The organism is Herpetosiphon sp. NSE202 (assembly GCF_042688385.1).
GTDB lineage: Bacteria > Chloroflexota > Chloroflexia > Chloroflexales > Herpetosiphonaceae > Herpetosiphon.
In genome coordinates, this window is record NZ_JBHUPY010000018.1 from 61078 (window position 1) to 77455 (window position 16378).

Genomic DNA, 16378 nt, shown 5'->3' on the forward strand with positions numbered 1-16378 from the left:
TTTCCTAGCGATTGAGAATGTAGTTTGCGAACTGTGGCCGCAGCATTGCCGCCAACTTGAATTATAGCATGGCGCGACGAGCCGTTTCTAAAGCACTAATTTGATTGCTGCCAGCCATGCCACAATCCCCGCAATCAGACCTACGCCTAAAAGCAAGTTTCGGTTGCGGGTTGATTCGGGCATGTTCGATTGCATCACGCTAAAGCAACTAAAGCTAACGCCAGCGCCAAGCAGCATCAGGCCCGTCCAAAGATCGCCAAAGATGCTTAACAACAAGCCAGCCAAGGCCAAAATTGCCCCTAAAATGATCAGTAGTTTTGAGCCAAGCACCTTACCTGGCGCATCGTTGGGGTTACCATAGGGTGTTAGTGGCATATATATCTCCTGCATGCAACAAGCACGGGCTAAGCCGTGCCTGTTGTGGGTTTGATTAAGCTATTTCTGCATTAAGCTTGCCAAGCAATCCGCAGTTGATTATGCTCGTCGTAGGAATAATGAGCAAAAAATGGCGGGTCATGCGGCTGCATGCTCAACACTTTTGGCAATAGAATCGCCAAATCATCAACTAAATCGCTGGTTGGCAGTTGGTTTGCCGCGTGCCATTCCAACGCGCCTTCAACACTTGGAACGAAATTTTGCTCGCTGGCTTCGGCAGTCCACACCGCCATCACGATGCCTACCTCAGCGCCGCTATCGATATGCACAATCCCAGCCAGCTGGGGCGTAGCAACTGTCAAGCCAGTTTCTTCGTGCACCTCGCGCAGCGTCGCGCTCAGAAAATCTTCGTTGCGCTCGATATGGCCGCCAACGCCGTTTAAGCGATTGGGCCAAACCCGCTTGGTAGGAGCACCGCGCAGCAGCAACACTTGGCGCTCGGCTCCGCTACCATAGGTTACAAAACACAGCGTCCGTGGAATGGCCTGCCAACGATGCAAATTGTTGTTAATCCCTTGATCTTCACGCCCCATAATGCTTACCTCGGTATTGCCCCAGGGCCACGCACTTTGGCCATGCCCATCACGGCTTCGGCTAAATTCGCGTCGAGTTTATAGGCTTTTTCGTAGGCTTGCAAGGCATCGTTATTTTTGCGCAGATCAAAGAAGGCTTGGCCTTTGCCACACCATGCCTGAGCATCGCGCGGGTTGACCTTTAGCGCTTGATCGAAATAGTATAAGGCTTGCTTGGCTTGATTTAATTCGAGCGAGGCATAGCCCATACTGCGCCACGTAATTGGATCATTTGGGTCGAGCTTGGAAGCGTATTCATAGGCTTGGAAGGCCTCTTTGGGCAAGGCCAACGCGCTATAAACGCGGCCACGGCCCAGCCATGCCCGCCGTTCTTTTTTATCCAAGTTCAAGGCCAAATCGTAATCTTCCAAGGCTTCGCGCAGCTGATACAAATATTCGTGCGATTCGCCGGAAAGCCAGTGCAAGCGCACTTCTTCATCGCGCGTTGGATAGAGCGTCAAGGCATGTTCGTAGCTTTTGAGCGCATCGTTGTAGCCCAACAAGGCCACTTGGCACATTCCCAAATTGAGCCAATAGGTTGCGCGCGCACTTTCTAGCTCGGTGGCTTGGCGAAAGCATTTGAGCGCCGCGCTATATTCTTGGAGCGACATATGCACAATGCCCTTGGCATTCAGATCGGCGGCTTGGGTTTCGACGCTAATCGTCACGGTTGGGCGGGCAAGTTCTTCGCCCAAGTGATATTTGCGCAGCCACTGCAAATCGTGCTCTAGCTCATCAAACGATTGATAGCGGTCGTTGGCTTTTTTGGCCAAACAGCGCAAAATCACATGGTCGCAACCGCGGCGCAAGTCAGGCCGCACTTCTGAAGGTGTTGGCGGTGGCACGTTACAATGCAAATGGGTCAATTCAGCAACGGTTGGGGCTTTGAAGGGCAAATCGCCAATCATCATCTCATACAGCATCACACCCATTGCATAAATATCGCTGGTTGTGCCCAGCGGCGTGCCCGGCGCACGTTGCTCTGGCGACATGTACGGTTGCGAGCCGCCAAACAAATCGCTGGCATGGGTCACAATTTTGCTGTCGTTATGTTGCGAATCGTGGCCCCAGCGCACTTTATTCGAAACGCTGGCACCTTGGGCCAAGCCAAAGTCGGTCACTTTGGCAATGCCTTCTGGCGTGACCATCACATTATCGGGCTTAAGATCGCGGTGAATCAAATTACAGCGATCGTAGGCATATTGCATGCCCCAACAAATTTGGATGGCAAAATCGAGAATGTGTTTGAAGCGCAAGCGGCCACGCCGCATCATTTCGCGCAGCGAAACACCTGGAACAAACTCCATAACGATGTGCGGACGACCTGCAATTGTCACAAGGGTGGTTGCTTCGACAACATTGGGATGCGAACCAAGCCGCATCCAAACTTCGGCCTCACGGGTGAAATTGGCAATTGCACTATCGACCCATGTGAATTTGGCTTGAAAGGTTTTCATGGCCACGGTCTGCTCCGAACGCAAATCGCGGGCAATGTAGACCAAGCCCATAAAACCTTTGCGCACATTGCGCACCAAGTAGCGTTGGTCGATAATATCGCCAACTTTAAACTCCACGCCCTTTAAATTATCGGCATCATCAGAGCGCGAGAGGAGCTTATCGAGAATGGCCACAGCTCACCTCATTGATTGTGATTGGGTTGATGGTCGCCGACTGAAGGTGAACGTTGTTCGCGTAGAATCGCTGCTGGTTGATTGCTCAAGGCATCGAGCACTCGCTCACGATGTTTTGGCAGAAATTGTTCGGTGGGCAAGGATTCTGGGGCAAACCACTGATGTTCCGCAGATTCCTCGGTTGTTTGGAGTTCGCCGCCAAGCACATTGCACTCAAAGGTTAGCACGACTTCATGCTTTTGGGGCTTGGAATAGACCCCAACCAGCCGATTTACGGCAACCTCTAAGCCTGTTTCTTCGCGCACCTCACGAATAATGCCTTCGCTGACACTTTCGTGGGCTTCAACCCCGCCACCTGGCAAATTCCACCAGCCGCTATCAGCCCGTCGTGAAAGCAACACTGCACCATTGGAATTAAAAATAAGCGCAAATGCCGCTACCCGATGGCTCGGTGGATGGATCTTGGTCATCGTTGACGCTCCTAAAAACGAAAAATGAATAATAGTCGTCGCAGACCAAAGCAAAAGAATATCCAATGCTCTAAACATTGGCTTAACACTATCATAACGTGGTGATCAAGAGGGGCAAGATTAGGCCTTTGGTTGTTGATCAAGACTTTTAGCTAATAGCATGCCTTGTAGTAGGATCGTCGCATCGGCGGCCCGCCGTTGACGACTCAATGCTTGAATCGATTCTAATAAGGCTGCATTAGCGTCGTTTTGTGCTTGCACAATTGGCACAACAAAATCACGAGTGGCCAAACGTAATAGGCCGTTGCGAATTGCCCCCAACCACGGTCGCCGCGCTGGAATCGGCGCTGGTGCAACATTCACTTTAGCACGAAGTTGGCGTTCAATCCATTGCAATTCGGTTTCGCCACCGTCGGCAGTTTCATCAGGAAAAATATCAAGCTCGCTGATCACAGGCTGCGATTCGTGGTTTAAAAAGGCTGATTGATAGGCCAAATAGGCAATCTTCAGCGCTTGAATCTCATCGTCGCTCGCACAAGCCCGAATATGGCCCATCTCGGCAGGCAGCCAAGTGCGCATCAGCCAAGTATTGTTGAAATATTTAAAAAGGTAGCGCAAGCGATTGAAATGATAGAGCTGCAAATAGACAGCACTACGATGGCCCACGCTTGAGCCTTCAATATGGGTTGCAACTGCGCGCGGCGTATACAGAATATCAAACCCTGCGCGCCGCAGGCGGGTGCAAAAATCAACTTCTTCGTAATAGGCGGGGTAAAATTGCTCATCAAGCCCGTCGAAGCTTTCCCATGTGCTACGCCGACAAGCAAAGGCTGCGCCAGTCACATAATCAACAGTTTCTAGCGCATTATATTGGCCATGATCAAGCTCACCGACTCCCCGATGATGACCCAAGCCCCATGGCAAGCGCAAAACGCCACCAGCATGCTGAATCGTCAGACCATCGCGGTAGAGTAATTTGCCGCCAACCGCGCCAATATTTGGCCAGCGTTCCAGGGGCGCAATTAGCTGCTCAAGCCAATCGGGCTGCACAATTAAATCGGGATTAGCCAGCACAATATATTCAGCGGACGTTAATCTCGCGCCTTGGTTGCAGCCGCCTGCAAAGCCCAAATTGGCTCCAGTTTGCACAAAGCGCACTTGAGGAAATTGGCTTTTGACGATTTTGGCGGTTTCATCACGCGAGGCATTATCGACCACCACCAATTCGCTGGGTGCAGGATCAAGCGCCAACAACGAGTTGAGGCAATCGTTAATATAACGAACGTGGTTGTAGGTTACAACAATAATTGCAGCATCAAGCATGGTCATGGGTAACCTCTTCAGCAGCCTGGGTCGGCAGCAGGCTGGTTTGCCAGGTTTGCACCGCCCCAGCGGCCCGCAATTGGTTTTGTATCAAGGCTGCATGCTCAGCGGGAACGAGGGCTAGCATAATTCCACCCCAGCCAGCGCCCGACATTTTTGCTCCCCAAGCCCCAGCTTCAAGCGCCGCTTGCACCAAGTGATCGAGTTTGGCGCACGAAACGCCGAGCGTTTGGAGTAATTGATGATTTTGGCTGAGCAATTGGCCAAATTCTGGGCCAGCATTGCCCGCGAGCGCTACTTGAATCTGCCGCACTAAACTGCCAACCGCTGCAAATTGAGCATTATAGAGATCTGGCTCAGCCAACCAGCGCTGACGCAAATCGCCGACTACCGCTTTGGTTTCGCTGGCGATGCCACTATCGGCGACCACAAAATGCCATTGCTGGCCCACCGCTAGCGGCGCAATGATCGGATCAGCATGGGCTTGGCGCTGAAACAGAATTGGCTGTTCGTAGGCAACGACAGTATTATCAATGCCAGAGGGTGTGCCATGAAACGCTTTTTCGCTCTGATACACCAAATCTGAGATAACGTGGGCTGCAAGCTGCTGGCCCGCTTGCTCGGCCAAGGCACGCACCAAGGCTGCACCAACCGCCGCCCCGCTGCCCATGCCACTAGCAATTGGAATGCTCGAGCTGATCGTCAAGCACAAATCAGGCTCTGGCAATTGCAAATAATCTAAAGTGCGCTGAGCCAAATCGCTGAGCGGCGCAGTTGCGCGCAAACGCCAAACCAAGCCCAAATCGGGCGCGTGCACCGTCATGCCAGCGCCAGAAGGAGCTGGTTCGGCAACGACGCTCGCGCGCAGGGCGGCAATCGGCATAGCTAAAGCAGGTTGATCATACACTACGGCATGCTCGCCCGCTAAAATAAGTTTTCCAGGCGCACTATTCATCGCGAGTATTATAGATCGAATATCTTAATTTGCTGCGTGCTCTGATAGATTGAATCTGATTGGTCACGCCCTCACCCCAACCCCTCGCCCGTGGCGCGGGCGAGGGACTTTAATGCGGTGGTTCAGCAACAATTCGTTGGTAAAAACAAACGCGTGCTCCCCCTCGCCCGCGTCCAGTGGGAGAGGGGGCTGGGGGGCGAGGGAACAAAATTTAATCCCACAATAAATATCGTCCTGCTTGATAGATCATGGCCACGGCGGTCAAAATCACTGCCACATACCATGGCACATCGAGAAACATCATACCAATAACAAAGAACAAAAATAAACCCGCATAGATAATCAGCCAATTCCGAAAGCCCTTGGACATAGCCATAACTCCTACACACAACAAAACGTAGCTTGAGTGAAGCTTGTGCAACGCTAAAAATGCACGTTTGTGGACATCGATTTAGTGCATGGTACGCATAGCTGGCCTAGAATGCAAACCGAAGCTGCATCTGACTGATCCAAGCTTGATTGACAGCCACAATACTTATGCACGCTGGGAAACATACGTGGCTAATGGCCAGTGTAAAGCATTTTTCCTACAGTTTTTAGGCCAAAATAACTCAAATTGCAACATTAGGAGCGCTGAAAGTTGCCTTGCCAACAAAAAGCGTAGGCTACCGTGACGGTAACCTACGCCGTAAGCAGAACCAAGCAGCTGATTAAGCGGCTTCGGCTTCGCTGGTTTCGCTATGGCCATGTTTATCGCCAAAGCCAAAACGTTTTTTGAGGCTTTCAACCAAGCTATACACAACTGGCACAACCAGCAAGGTCAAGAAGGTCGAGGTGAACAAGCCACCAATCACTGCAATCCCAAGGTCTGCGCCAATAAAGCCGCCTTCTTTGAGGCCCAAGGCCAATGGCAGCAAAGCAACCATCGTCGCGATTGCAGTCATCAAGATTGGGCGCAAGCGCACGCGAGCTGCTTGGACCAACGATTCGTAGACTGGCTTGCCTTCTTCACGATATTGTTCAACCAACTCAATCAACACGATTGCATTGGTCACCACAATCCCAATCAAGAGCAAGACCCCAATCATGGTGGTGATGCCCAGTGGCTTGCCAGTGAGGAACAGCGAGGTCAAGACCCCGATAATCGCCAATGGCAACGAGAAGAGAATAATCAATGGGTTCATCAACGAGCCAAACGAGAGCACCATCACCAAATACACCAAGATAACGGCCACGCCCAAGGCGAGGAACATATCGTTGAAGGTGTCGGTTTGTGATTGGGCTTGTGCACCAGCTTGGATGATAACGCCTTCGGGCAAGCCAATGTTATCGCGAATTTCAGCCTCAACCGCAGCTTGGGTCGAGAAGGTATCATCGCTGGTAAATTGACCTGAGATCGAGGTAGCGCGGTCGCCGTTGATGCGCACGATGCTGCTTGCGCCAGGAACTTCGCTAATCGTTGCAACTTGCGAAAGTGGTACGGTGTTGATTGTGCCAACTTCCAGCGCCCGCAATTTTTCAGCATCCAAGGCCGCAGGATCAACTTGTACATAAATATCAAGCGGTTTGTTGGTGCCATCCAATTGCACAGTCCCAGCATTTTCGCCAGTCAGCATTGCGCGAATTTGCAAAGCAATTTGGGCCGTGCTGGTGCCGCTGTTGATTGCCTTAGCAGGATCAACTGCAACTTCAAGCTCTGGCTGAACCTCGGCCAAGCTGCTCTTGACGTTGGCAATATCGAAGCGATCGCTGGCTAAGTTGCCACCAATTGCGGCCATAATTTTATCGTTGGCTTCGCGCAGTTTGTTAATATCCGAGCTAACCAAGGTGATATCGAGGCCAGCATTGCCAGGGCCGCCGCCTTGCGCAACAACTTCGGCAGTTACCGATTCGAGGCCAGCAACGCCTTTGATTTGGGTTTCCAGTTCTTTGGCGAAGGCAGCTGGATCGGTTACTTTATCGTTGTCGATCGTCAAGCTGAAACGGGCGCTGTCAGGAGCGCTGGCCCCGCCAGTTTGATCGCGGGCTGCGTTTGCCCCACCGGCGCTCCCAATCACGGTTTGAATATCGCGCACTTTGCCTGCATCACGTTGCACCAACAACAATTTTTCAATTTCGTCGGCTTTGGCAACCGTTGTTTCAAGGTCGGTACCCGATGGTGTGTTGATTTGGATTGAAATCAACTTTTCGCTGCTATCAGGCAAGAAGGTGAATTTCAAGAAATTGACGAAACCAAAGCTACCAAGCAACAAGGCAAATGCAATTACTAACGTCCAAGCGCGGTTGCGCAAAGCCCACAACAAGGCTGGAGTGTAAGCGCGTTGCATCCAAGTGTTTTCTGGCTCTTCTTTGGTTTGGCGAATAAACAGATAGGCCAAAAGCGGCACAATCGTAATTGCCACAATCAACGAAGCCAACAAAGCGTAGGTAACGGTCAAAGCGAAGGGCAAGAAGAACTTCGAGACGATCCCGCCGACCAAGCCCAAGGGCAAGAACACACAGACGGTGGTCAAGGTCGATGAGGTAATCGCGCCAGCAACTTCCTTGGTGCCTTCGATGACTGCTTCGCGGCGATTCGCGCCTTTATTCAAGTAGCGATAGATGTTTTCCAACACCACAATCGAGTCGTCGACCACCCGTCCGACCGCGACGGTCAGACCGCCCAAGGTCATCACGTTGAGCGAGAAACCTTGCAAACGCATCAGAATCAAGGCCACCATAATTGAAAGTGGAATTGACACTGCGGTTACCAAGGTCGTGCGCAACGAACGCAAGAACAAGAAGATCACCACAATCGCCACGACTGCGCCAATTGCGCCTTCGGTCAACACAGCGCTAACCGCTTGGTTGATTGGGGTGGCTTGTTCGCTGACGATTTGAATCGTCAAACTACCATCGTTGAATTTGGCGAATTCAGCTTCAACAGCTTCGACAATTTCAACTGTGTTGCCAGTGGTATCTTTGGAAATTTCCAAGCCCAAGCTGGCTTGGCCGTTGGTACGGGTTACGGTGCTGCCGCCAACTGCGCCAACTTCAACCGTCGCCACATCTTTCAAGCGAATGAGCAAGGCTTCAGGAACGCCAGTGCTGCCAGCAGCATCGGGATTGTTGAGCTTTTGCGCCAAAGCTGCTTGGCTTTCTTCTGAAAGCAAGGCAGTTATTTCAGGCGTAAAGGCCGATAAGAATTGGGCTGGAATTTGCTCGATCAGCTCAGGTGTAATTTGGTCAGGGCTGGTAATGCCAAAGGCCGCAAATTCTGCAGGCAAGGCACTTGCGCCATTGCCTGGAGCTGGAGTTGCTGAAGGCGCAGCAGCCACAGCTTCGGCCAAAGCAGTTTGGCTAGCTTCAGGCAAGGCCAAGGCCAAGTTGACTGGGAATTGAGCCAAGCCAGCAGCTGGCAATTGGCTAATTACCGCTGGCGTAATTTGGTCAGGTGCCGTAATGCCAAAAGCTGCAAATTCTGCTGGCACTTCGGCTTCGGGCAAGCGTTCGGCCAAAGCAGCTTGGCTATCGTCGCTCAAGGCCAAGGCCAATGGCAAGCTGATTTGGCTCAAGCCAGCAGCAGGAAATTGACCAATTACCGCAGGCGTAATTTGATCAGGACTCGTAATACCAGCAGCTTGTAATGGAGCAGGAATTAAGCTGGTTGTGACTGGTTGGGTTGGGGCTTGGGTTGGGTTAGGTGTTGCAGCAGCAGTTGGTTGGGCAGCCGCACCGCCGAAACCACCAGTTGCGCCACCAAGTCCACCGCTTGCGCCACCACTAAGATCAACACCCTTGATACCAACTACAACGTTTTCAATTTCGTTGGTTGAGCTATATTTGTGGGTAATCCGCAATGGCAACGAACGGCCTTCGTCGGTAATCGTGCCGACGGGAAAGACCAAGTTATTGGCTTGCAAGAATTGCACAACTTGGGCTTGGGTTAAGTTGTTGGCCGCCATTTTCTCAGGATCAAGTGTGACCAAAACTTTTTCTTGCTCGCCGCCGGTTACCGCCACATTGTTCACACCAGGAATGGCCGACAAAGCTGGCACCAGTTCGCCATCGACTTTGGCTTGAACGTCGCTCAAGTTTGCGCCGCTAACGCTGGCCACGACAATTGGCAACGAATTGAAGTTAAACGTGCCAATCGTTGGTTTTTGGGCGTTCTCAGGCAAGCTCAACGAGCTAATTTTCTCTTGAACTTCAACCTTGGCATCTTTGGGGTCAACATCAACATCAAAGGTTAAAATGGTAAAAGCAAAGCTTTCTGACGATGTTGATTGAACTGCTTGAACGCCCGACAAGCCATTTACGGCCTTTTCGATGACCGATGTCACTTCGCTATCCATGGTTTCAGAAGAAGCCCCCGGATAGATCGTGGTGATGCTGACGATGGGGAAGGAAATATCCGGGAAGAGTTCCCGTTTCAGCCCTGCTGAAGCAACCAGCCCCGCAATGATCAAGACCACTGAGATCATGATCGTAATTGGCGAGCGCTTAAGCGATTGACGTGTAAACCACAACACTACGTGGCTCCTTTCGGCACGAAAATGTTTGACGGCAAGATTATTTGTCGCTACGATTATATATGTCGATAATATTTCGGCACGCGAACTATTATAGGATTTGTGAATTTTGTGTCAAGATGCCAATCGCCCTAAAGTGGCATGGTACTGTGGTTTTTCACAATTGTTCACAACAAGGAAATCTTTATGGAAGATGAACATCGTAGTTCACTACTCAGCTCAATCTCCGATATGATTCGCCAATTGACTTGGCTCTCGCATCGCCAAAGCAGCCAAACCATGGAACGCTTGGGCTTGACGCTTTCGCAGGCAATTTTATTAATTGCCCTCGATGCCCACCAAGGCCGCGCCAGCATGAGTGACCTTGGGCGCATTACTCAGCACGCCCCAGCCACATTAACCGGCATTGTTGATCGGCTGATTAACAACGATTTGGTGGCTCGTGAGCGCGACGAGCAAGATCGACGAGTAGTGTTCGTAGAGCTTACCGATGCAGGGCGCAAAAAGATTGAAGCAATCAATGCAGAACGCTATCGCGATATGTCGCAGCTAATGGAGCAATTCGATAATCAAGAATTGGCACTTTTGGCCGATATTGTGCAGCGCTTTGTGCAAGAACTTGCTCGTTTGGATGCTGCCAACTACCATGGCTCACGCTAATTGTGTTGCTATGGAAGGATGCGAGCCATGCCAAGTTTGCGCGAATTGTTGGATGTTGCGAGCGAAGCTGCGTATTTAGGTGGTCGGCGCACGCTGGCCTATTTTGGGGCCGATGTTCAGGTTGAAACCAAAGGCGATTCGACTCCGGTTACTCGCGCCGATCGCGAGGCCGAAACGATCATTCGGGAATGTATTGGGCGCTATTTCCCAAGCCATACGATTATTGGCGAGGAACATGGCGAGCAACAGGGCGATGCTGATTATCGCTGGATTATCGACCCAATTGATGGAACCAAAACCTTTATTCATGGCGTGCCGTTTTATGGCGTGCTGATTGGGCTAGAAGTGAAGGGCCAAGCCAGCGTGGGCGTGGTCTATTTGCCAGCCTTCGATGAGATGCTAGCGGCGGCTGATGGTTTGGGCTGTAGTTGGAATGGGCGGCCAGCGCATGTGAGCAAGGTCGACACACTAGCTGAGGCCACATTGCTAACGACCTCAGTAACTTCGGCCATGAAACGCTCTGATGCCTACGAGCAACTGGTGAGCAAAACCAAACTTCAGCGCACCTGGGGCGATTGCTATGGCTACGTGTTGGTGGCAACTGGGCGGGCCGAAATTATGCTTGATCCAGCTATGAACCCGTGGGATTGTGCGCCATTGCTGCCAATTTTGCGCGAGGCTGGCGGCCATTTTACAACCTGGGCCGGCGAGGCCAGCATTTGGGGCCCAGATGCAGTAGCGACGAATGCAGCCTTGCAACAAGAGGTTTTGGCAATCTTGGCCAATGAGCGCCGCCAGCAGTAGCCACCTTTTGGGCACAGTTGCGTAAACGTGTATCATACGTCAAAAGCCTTTAATTGAGATCAATCTATGCAATGTCCTGCGTGTGGCACAACCGTGGCTAATGCCCAAAGCTCTAGCTGTGATCAATGTAACGCACCGCTACCTCAACTGCTGGTAGCTGGTGCGTTGGTTATGGGTCAATATCGGGTGCTTCAACCCTTGCGCGAGGGTGGCACTGGCCAAATCTACCTCGCCGAAGATACCCGTACCTTCAATCGGCAATGTATTTTGAAGCGCACGCAACTTCAAGGCGGCAGCGAAGCGCGGCGCATGTTTGCCACCGAAGCGGAGCTGCTAACCAAACTCCGCCATCCCCAAATTCCCCAAGTTTTTGCCTATTTTGAGGAAGACGGGGTTGCCACAATTGTGATGGAATATGTGGCAGGTCGTGATTTGGAGTATGGGCTAAGCCATATTCTGGTTGATGGCAGCTTTATGGCTGGTAAGGCTCGGCCATTCGAGCAAGTGTTGCGTGATGGGATTGTGGTTTGCAAAATTTTGGAATATTTGCATGGCCTCAAGCCAGCAATTGTCCATGGCGATATTAAGCCCGCCAATTTGATTCGTGATCGTGAGAGTAACGAACTATTTTTGGTCGATTTTGGCGCAGCCGCAATTAGCGGTGCTGGCAAAACCTATGGCACGCCTGGCTATGCCGCGCCTGAGCAATATCGCAATCAGCGCTATCCTGCCAGCGATATTTATAATTTAGCCGCCACCATCTATCAACTGCTCACTGACGATGATCCAACCCAGCACCCATTACACTTCCCGAAATTAGCGAGCTTGCCTCAACGCATGCAACAAGTGCTTGGCCGCGCATTGCATGAAGATTTAAGCCAACGGCCAAATGCCACCATTTTCCGCGATTTGCTTGAGGAAACACTTGAGCCAACGCTTGTGCAGCCGTTTAAGTTTCCAAGTGGAGTCACGCCCTACAATGGCCATGATTTGGCCCAGGCGATTCAGGCCGATTGGGGCTATGGCCTGCATGCCTTGGTCAACGGCGATCTGAATACATGGTTGCGTCAGCATCAACACACGGAATTGGCGATCAAAGTTCATCGCATGCTGGTGCAAAATGAACGCCCAGAGCGGGTGCTTGATTTTTTGGTTGGAAGTTTAGCGCCGAATCTATTGGCTGCTGAAGTTAAATTTGAATACAACACCGTGATGTTGCCTTTGGATGGTATGACCGCCACGCCATTGACAGTCACAGCGCGCAATCGGGCAGCGCATATTAAGGCCGTCGATGCACCTGGCTGGTTGCAAGTTGGACCATCAGAGCTTTACGTCGTGCCCGATCAACCCCAACAGTTTCAATTTGGCATCGATCTTGATCGTAACCCAATGCCTGGTCAATCTGCGAGCGTAAGCTTTGAAATTCGGATTGGCACTGAAAAACCGCAGCGGCGCAAATTGAAGATTCAACTAGCCCAAGGCACGCTCCCCAAGCCCGATACCGGCGATTTATGGCCCTTGATCGCTGGCTTTGGCGGCGGTGCTGTATTTCTAAGCACTGCTTTAGCGGTAATCTATTATCCCAACAACAGCCTCTTGATTGAGGCAGCAGTTGGCGCATTAATTGGCATTATTTGGGCAATGATGTTCGCTGAGCGCAAACATGATGTGATTGTTCAGTTGTTGTTGAGCATTGGCGGGGCGTTGTTAGCAGGCAGCGTGTATGCGATTTATATTTTCGGAGCCTTTAATCCATTTTCATTAACCGCCTTCTTTTATGCTTTAGGTGGCAGTTTAGGGTTTAATGCCATCTATCAATACTTTTTCAAACAACTCTAAAACAACAAATCCAGCCATTGGAGTGGCTGGATTTGCTTGATCTTGGTGGAGATGGCGGGAATCGAACCCGCGTCCAAAAAGTTAAACCGCAAGCATCTACAAGCGTAGTCTATTGATTAAATCTTATCGTAGCACCACCCGATAGACAAAGCGGGCCACGACCAGCCTGTTAATCTTAGCCCCTAGCCCACAGACATAACTAAGGGAGCGACCCGACTAAATGTCGCCGCTACAAGCCCATCGGGCTGAGGCTAGTAGAGGCGTGTTGCCTTAATTAGGCAGCAAGCGCTACAGGAGCGCGGAAAGTGTTTTTGCCAGTTAATGGCGTTGCCGATTTAACGAGGCTCAGCGTCTCGGCTTGCCACTTACGATCGGCCCTCCCTGTCGAAACCAAGCATCCCCAGGTAGTAGGCCTCTGCGTTCGAGGTCTTTGCATTATAGCATACTCATCACGACTATTTATAAGACTTTTGTTGGAATTGGTATGTTTGGGGATCGGGGGTTAGGGATCAGGGATCAGTTACTGAAACCGCGAAAAACACGAAGCGCACGAAGGAGGGTTAATGTTCCCTCACCCCAGCCCCATCTCCCGTGGCGCGGGCGAGGGGCTTTCGTGCCGTGGTTCTTCGTCAATGCGTCGGTAAAAACGGGTGCTCCCCCTCGCCCGCGTTCAGTGGGAGAGGGGGCTGGGGGGTGAGGGGACGTTAATCACCACGCTTTTTTTAAACCCTACCCTTGTAAGGACTAGGGTGAGATCTAAATCCACCCCATCCTCAGACTTTTGATTGAATCTTAAAGAGCGTTGCTGGCCTTGATTAAAGTCAAGGCTTGGCTTTTAGGGCTTTGGGAACAAACAAAGCCCATGATCCGTTTGATGGATACTTGGATACAAGCCTGCGAAGCCCAAAAAGCTTTATGGTATGATGCGAAACAATTACGCAATGAGGGTTCCGGTTATGACAATAGTAGATACTCCTCCTCCGAATACGGCGCGGGTTTTGCTTGATGGCGATTTGTTGGTCAACAAAATCAAGGTGCCAGTGCTCATTTCCGCAGGCAATCATCGCTTGGTTGTGTTGCAATCGCAAGCACTCTACGATATTAAAGTTGGCGATAGCGGCCTGTTGGTCAGCGAAGCTCGCGGCCAGCAAGAAGTGCTGATTAGCGATATTGATCGGTTAGCCATGGTAATGCGTTACGAATTAGCATCGCCAGCTCCTAGCGACGACGATTTTGTGCTGCCATCGCCAGAATAAAGCTGGCGAATCATGGTCGTTGCTGGCTGAATCAATTCATTGGCAATAATCTGGCGTGGGCAATCTTGCCAATTGTGCTGATAATCGCTTGCTAAAATCGAGCGCAGCCATTGGGGATACAACTCGGCCAAATTGCTATCAAGGCTGAGCCAATCGGCATAAATTGTTGGTTCCTCGCGAGAGCGCACCACAACCATGGGATCTTGCAAGTGCGCTCGGTAATAAAACACGATTTCGTGTTTGGGCTTGGGCTTTTTGCGCCCAGCCATAAACATTCCCTCGGCAATATACACCAGCCGCTCAAGCTGAATTGCCACCCCAAATTCTTCGGCAAACTCACGCATCACGCAGTCTTCGGTCGTCTCACCCACTTCGAGGTGACCACCAGGTAAGGCACAATAGCTGTTGCCTTGCTGCTCAGAGCGATGCACCAGCACATGGCGATCGCGGATAATAATCGCTGCAACCCGCACAAAAAACTTCATTCGATAACCTCCCATAATAAAAGCACTAATCGTTGCCCAAAACCCAAAGGGGATAGCCAGCATTTGATCGGCTATGCTATCCTAAAGTGAATCATACCTAGGAAAGAGTGTCGTTTATGGCTGATTTACGTCCTGCAATTCTTGGCGGTACGCCTTTGGCAACGTCGCCAATTCGCTTAGTTCGTCCTGTTTTGCCTGAGTTTGCAACCCTCGCCCCTGAAGTTGAGCAAACTTTAATCAGCGGCATGGTTACCAAGGGCCAGCATTTGGCTGCCTTTGAACAAGCCGTTGCCGACCACCTTGGGGTTGCCCATGCAATTGCGGTTTCAAGTTGTACAACCGGTTTAGCCTTAACCTACCGCGCCTTGGGCCTAAACGGGCCAGTGATCGTGCCAAGTTTTACCTTTATGGCAACGGTCAGCGCCTTGATTTGGGCTGGGGCAACCCCGCGCTTTGTTGACATCGACCCTGCTACAACCAATATTGATGTTAAGGCAGTGCGGGCGGCGCTTACGCCAGAGGTTCAGGCAATCGTTGCAGTCCACAATTTTGGCAATCCGGCAGCAATTGCCGAGCTTGAAGCCCTCGCCAACGAGGCAGGCATTCCCTTAATTTTCGATGCAGCCCATGGCTTTGGGGCGCAATACAACGGGCAGCCTGTCGGCGGATTTGGCACCGCTGAATGTTTTAGCCTTAGCCCAACCAAGCTCTTGATTGCTGGCGAGGGCGGGATTGTCGCCACCAACAACGACGAATTGGCCCACAAAATTCGTACAGGCCGAGAGTATGGCAACGATGGCAAGTATGGCAGCAATTGGGCTGGGCTGAATGCCCGCATGGCCGAATACAACGCTATTATGGGCCGCCATAGCCTTGATCAACTAGAGCAAGCAGCCCGCCAGCGCAGCCAATATGCAGCATTATATTGGGCAGCCTTGTTTGCCACACCTGGAATTGATTTTCAAGCAGTGCGTCCAAGCGATCGCTGTTCCTACAAAGATTATTCAATCACCATCGATGCACGCTACTTTGGTTTGAGCCGCGACATGGTGCGCCAAGCGCTGGCTGCCGAGGGAATTGAAACCCGCGCCTACTACGATCCGCCAGTTCATCGCCACGCAGCCTATGCCCAATTTGCCCCAGCCGAGGGTAGCCTGCCCAAAACTGATTGGTTGGCTAAGGCCAGTTTAAGCTTGCCAATGCACTCTGAAATGGAGTTCGATACAATCGAAACTGTGTGCAATGCGATCAAGCTGATTTGTGCCTATGGCGAGGAAATCGCCGCCAAGCAATAGTGCTCTGGCTATAGGCGATATGGAATGGTTCATTGGATTGGCAACCATATTCCCTCACCCCCCAGCCCCTCTCCCACGTAGCGGGCGAGGGGGAGCCCGCATTTGTCATGGAGTGCGGCAGAACCACGTCATGAAAGCCCCT

14 protein-coding genes and 1 other RNA gene are annotated in these 16378 nt (G+C 51.4%); 5 read left to right on the top strand and 10 right to left on the bottom strand.

What is annotated here, in order from left to right; all coding sequences use genetic code 11:
* Nucleotides 1-87: 87 nt before the first annotated feature.
* The 8 genes from ACFMKP_RS20640 to ACFMKP_RS20675 form a co-directional block, all read right to left on the bottom strand.
* On the bottom strand, nt 88-375 hold the full coding sequence (locus tag ACFMKP_RS20640; RefSeq protein ID WP_382294659.1) for a hypothetical protein: 288 nt from the start codon (nt 373-375) through the stop codon (nt 88-90).
* 71 nt (nt 376-446) lie between these two features.
* Nucleotides 447-968, bottom strand: coding sequence for an NUDIX domain-containing protein (locus ACFMKP_RS20645; protein WP_382294661.1), 522 nt, complete (start codon nt 966-968; stop codon nt 447-449).
* Between the two features lie 5 nt (nt 969-973).
* Nucleotides 974-2638 carry a protein kinase gene (locus ACFMKP_RS20650; protein WP_382294663.1) on the bottom strand — a complete coding sequence of 555 codons (1665 nt, stop codon included), beginning with the start codon at nt 2636-2638 and terminating at the stop codon, nt 974-976.
* 8 nt (nt 2639-2646) lie between these two features.
* On the bottom strand, nt 2647-3108 hold the full coding sequence (locus tag ACFMKP_RS20655) for an NUDIX hydrolase (RefSeq protein WP_382294665.1): 462 nt from the start codon (nt 3106-3108) through the stop codon (nt 2647-2649).
* A 120-nt stretch (nt 3109-3228) separates the two neighbouring features.
* A complete protein-coding gene (locus tag ACFMKP_RS20660; RefSeq protein ID WP_382294666.1) occupies nt 3229-4437 on the bottom strand; it encodes a glycosyltransferase family 2 protein in 1209 nt (402 codons plus the stop codon).
* A complete protein-coding gene (gene mvk, locus ACFMKP_RS20665; protein WP_382294668.1) occupies nt 4424-5386 on the bottom strand; it encodes a mevalonate kinase in 963 nt (320 codons plus the stop codon). Before mvk ends, ACFMKP_RS20660 begins: the two co-directional genes overlap by 14 nt.
* Before the next feature lie 211 nt (nt 5387-5597).
* Nucleotides 5598-5756: a hypothetical protein gene (locus tag ACFMKP_RS20670; RefSeq protein WP_382294670.1), complete on the bottom strand. Its 159-nt coding sequence runs from the start codon at nt 5754-5756 to the stop codon at nt 5598-5600.
* A 340-nt stretch (nt 5757-6096) separates the two neighbouring features.
* Entirely contained in the window at nt 6097-9897 is a 3801-nt protein-coding gene (locus tag ACFMKP_RS20675; protein WP_382294672.1) for an efflux RND transporter permease subunit, read from the bottom strand.
* A gap of 186 nt (nt 9898-10083) precedes the next feature.
* On the opposite strand from ACFMKP_RS20675, the gene ACFMKP_RS20680 reads away from it, so the two are divergent.
* From ACFMKP_RS20680 to ACFMKP_RS20690, 3 genes are all read left to right on the top strand, one after another.
* Nucleotides 10084-10557: a MarR family winged helix-turn-helix transcriptional regulator gene (locus ACFMKP_RS20680; RefSeq protein WP_382294674.1), complete on the top strand. Its 474-nt coding sequence runs from the start codon at nt 10084-10086 to the stop codon at nt 10555-10557.
* Nucleotides 10558-10584: 27 nt separating this feature from the next.
* Entirely contained in the window at nt 10585-11361 is a 777-nt protein-coding gene (gene hisN, locus ACFMKP_RS20685; RefSeq protein WP_382294676.1) for a histidinol-phosphatase, read from the top strand.
* Between the two features lie 66 nt (nt 11362-11427).
* Nucleotides 11428-13200: a serine/threonine protein kinase gene (locus tag ACFMKP_RS20690; RefSeq protein ID WP_382294678.1), complete on the top strand. Its 1773-nt coding sequence runs from the start codon at nt 11428-11430 to the stop codon at nt 13198-13200.
* 43 nt (nt 13201-13243) lie between these two features.
* Here the strand turns inward: ACFMKP_RS20690 and ssrA are convergent.
* Nucleotides 13244-13602: a transfer-messenger RNA gene (gene ssrA / locus ACFMKP_RS20695) on the bottom strand.
* Nucleotides 13603-14156: 554 nt separating this feature from the next.
* Here ssrA and ACFMKP_RS20700 point away from each other — a divergent pair.
* A complete protein-coding gene (locus ACFMKP_RS20700) occupies nt 14157-14456 on the top strand; it encodes a hypothetical protein (RefSeq protein ID WP_382294680.1) in 300 nt (99 codons plus the stop codon).
* Here ACFMKP_RS20700 and ACFMKP_RS20705 read toward each other — a convergent pair.
* Nucleotides 14396-14941 carry an NUDIX hydrolase gene (locus tag ACFMKP_RS20705; protein WP_382294682.1) on the bottom strand — a complete coding sequence of 182 codons (546 nt, stop codon included), beginning with the start codon at nt 14939-14941 and terminating at the stop codon, nt 14396-14398. The two genes, ACFMKP_RS20700 and ACFMKP_RS20705, sit on opposite strands and share 61 nt — an antisense overlap.
* Nucleotides 14942-15057: 116 nt before the next feature.
* On the opposite strand from ACFMKP_RS20705, the gene ACFMKP_RS20710 reads away from it, so the two are divergent.
* Entirely contained in the window at nt 15058-16236 is a 1179-nt protein-coding gene (locus tag ACFMKP_RS20710; protein ID WP_382294684.1) for a DegT/DnrJ/EryC1/StrS family aminotransferase, read from the top strand.
* Nucleotides 16237-16378 lie beyond the last annotated feature (142 nt).